A 2,824-nucleotide genomic window follows, 5' to 3' on the forward strand; every position below is an offset into this window, starting at 1 on the left:
GAGTTGCACAAGGGCAGCGTCGCTATCAGGCTTCAAAGCAAGCGCATATTGCAGATAGAGGCGCACGAAGGGCTCGCCGCCGCCACGGTTGAGCGCGGTGGCGAGGTCGAGCAGGATTTCGGAGGCGCCATCGGATGGGCCGGCCACCAGGGGCGCAATCTTGTCGCCTTTTGCAATTCGGTCGCGCAAGGCGACGATTTCCAGCTTGCCAGGCGAAAACGCCTCGGCCTGATCGAGCACCGACAGCGCCTTGGTCTTGTCGCCCTTGCGGGCCAGGAACGAGGCGTAGGCCTGGGCGTTGCGCATCCAGGTTTCGGGAGCGGCACCACCGGCGGCGGTATCCTGCATGGTCGCGGCGTAGATCGCCTCGGCCTTTTCGGGCATGCCGGATGCATCAGCGATCAGGGCGCGGTGGAACGACTTGAACAGGCCGAACCAATCCGGCCCCTGCAGCTTGTCGATGGACGCCATCGCATCGGCAGGCTCGCCGGCGCCTTGCTGCGCCCAGCCGGACATCACCCCGGAGATCAGCCGGTCGAGATCGGATTCCAGCGACAGCTTGAGCCAGTACTGCGCCTTGGTGAAATCCTTCTTGTGGAAGGAATCGACGGCGAGCGCCAGCCGCGAGAAACGCTCGACGTCAGGCACTTCCTTGAGCTTGTCGGCATAGACCAGGGATTCGTCGAAGCGCCCCTGCGCGATCAGCGACAGCATCAAGCTCTGCTGCAGGCCGGTGTCGCTCGGGTCGAAGGCCAATGCTTGCTTGTAGTAGGCGATGGCGCTGTCGAGGTCGTTATCGCCTTCGGCGATCCGGGCCGCCAGATAAGCGCCCGAAAACGACGTGATCTTGACCGGTTCGGTGGTTTGCTTGGCATAGGCCGGCAAAGCCGAGATCGCCATGCCTGTCACAATTGCCAGCCTTGTCAGCCAGCGCGCACGTCCTTGCCGCATCGTATCCCTTTCAGCCAGGCGCCATCTCCGCGTCAGCGGGATGGGCGTAGACTCGATCTTTCCAGGCAAAGCATGGCCTTTTTGGGGTCGCGCTTCAATCCGCCTCGAATTCACAATCCGGGCACCCGATTAACAAATCATGGCGGCGGGCACTAGTTTTCCGATCTTGGATTTCGGCCACGGCCCTATGCGGCGCCGAATATATCACCGATTCGACCGCTAAGGCTCGGGCCAATATCAGCCCTCGCCTGGCGAGGCAGACCGCTGCACCAGCGTGTCGCCGTAGCCGCCGGCCGCTATCGTGCTGCACAGTTCGTTCCATTCGCAGCCGCCGCAGGCCTTGCGTACAAGGCCAGCCGAAAACGCCTGCCGCATCCGGCCCAGCATCGCAGCATCGAGATCAAGACGGGTGCCGACGCGAATTGGCCGCGCCAGCAACTCGCCCACATCCTGCGTGGCGAGCCGGTCCCGCTCGACGACACTCTCGTTGAGGCAGTGCGGTTCCGGCTCATCAAGCAACGGGGCGCAGACATCGTCCGGGCTGGAAACGAGGAGGATGTCCTCGCCCCGGCTCAGGCGCTCCGCTACGCGATCATAATTGGCGGTGAAGGCGGGGCTGTATCCCTTGCCCACATAGGTGAGCAGGCAAAGGAGGTGGTGGGCGCGCAGCCTGATCGTCACGGATTGACCGGCTTGGCCTTGCCGCCGCGAAGCGCCATGAGGGTCGCGGCACCCAGCGCCGACTTGAGCAAGCCGCCGACGATGAACGGCAGGAAGCCGAAGGTAACGGCCTGTTCGGCTCCAATCATGACGGCAAGCCATGCTGTGCCCAGCACGAGGCAGGCAAGATTGCCAAGCAGCATGGCGACAAATGCCAGCACCACTCTGTTGCCGTTCCAGCCGCGTTCGGCCAGCCAGCCGACCATTGCGCCGACAAGCGGGAAGGCGAAGAGATAGCCAGCCGTCGGCCCGACGAAATGCGCCGCACCCGCTGCCCCTCCGGACAGAACCGGAAAGCCGACCGCACCCTCGACCAGCCAGGCGGCGATGGTGAGCGCGCCAAGCCGCCAGCCATAGAGCGCGCCGATCAGTGTCACCGCGAAGGTCTGCATCGTCACCGGGACCGGCACCATCGGCACTTCGATGTAGGATGACAGCGCCAGGAACAGGGTGCCGAGCACGACGGCTCCGACCTGCCAGGCAAGAGAACGATCCTGGAGCCGGAGCGGGCTGAACGACGGCTTGCTGGACGAGAATGCGACGTCTGTCATTGGGATTCCTTCGATCGATTGCAAATTATAGATAATTTCTGTTTTCGATCTATTATCGAATCCACACTTCCCTGGAGATTGCAAGCCCTGGCTTTGGCGGAGGCCGTCTAACCTACGATGGCGAAGGCTTCGCGCGTCGTTCCGGAAGCCGTCCTGACCGGCTTGCGGCCAATCCATTGGACGTGCCGCCCCAGTGTGACGGCCGCCGATTCGGTGTTTCCCTGCCGCAAGGCGGCGAGGATCGCGCGATGGTCCTGATCGGTGCGTGTCTCCCACTCCGAGCGCCATGCCGCGAACAGAAAACGGGCGCTTGCCGCGTGCAGATCGTCGATGGTGGCGAGCAGGCGCGGCATGCCGCATGGCGCGAGGATCAAGCGGTGGAAGGCGCGGTTGGCTTCCTCCCACGACCTGACATCGCGGGACTTGTCGCCAGCCTTGGACGCCTCCTCGGCGAGATCGAGAATGGCCGATGTCAGATGCGGCGCCGCGTGGCGCAGCGCCAGCACTTCAAGGGCGGCGCGCATTTCGGCGACTTCCTTGACCTCGCCCAGGTCGAAAGACGCGACACGCACGCCGCGGCGCGGTTCGCCGATGGCCAGCCC

At 64.0% G+C, this 2,824-nt stretch carries 3 protein-coding genes and 1 pseudogene; all 4 read right to left on the reverse strand.

All coding sequences use genetic code 11. The annotated features are described in order from the left end of the window. Nucleotides 1–951: pseudogene (locus tag EN925_RS30785) on the reverse strand (hypothetical protein); the annotation flags it as partial. A gap of 237 nt (nucleotides 952–1,188) precedes the next feature. Then, nucleotides 1,189–1,632 carry a DUF1284 domain-containing protein gene (locus EN925_RS30790; protein WP_127369185.1) on the reverse strand — a complete coding sequence of 148 codons (444 nt, stop codon included), beginning with the start codon at nucleotides 1,630–1,632 and terminating at the stop codon, nucleotides 1,189–1,191. Then, the gene (locus EN925_RS30795) at nucleotides 1,629–2,222 is read right to left on the reverse strand and encodes a biotin transporter BioY (RefSeq protein ID WP_127369184.1); all 594 of its coding nucleotides are present in this window, start codon (nucleotides 2,220–2,222) and stop codon (nucleotides 1,629–1,631) included. Before EN925_RS30795 ends, EN925_RS30790 begins: the two co-directional genes overlap by 4 nt. A gap of 107 nt (nucleotides 2,223–2,329) precedes the next feature. Then, nucleotides 2,330–2,824 (reverse strand): GntR family transcriptional regulator (locus EN925_RS30800; protein WP_164894496.1); only part of this gene is annotated, 495 nt, incomplete at its 5' end.

The sequence above is a fragment of the Mesorhizobium sp. M7A.F.Ca.US.006.04.2.1 genome, from assembly GCF_004022915.1.
Taxonomy (GTDB): Bacteria; Pseudomonadota; Alphaproteobacteria; order Rhizobiales; family Rhizobiaceae; genus Mesorhizobium; species Mesorhizobium ciceri.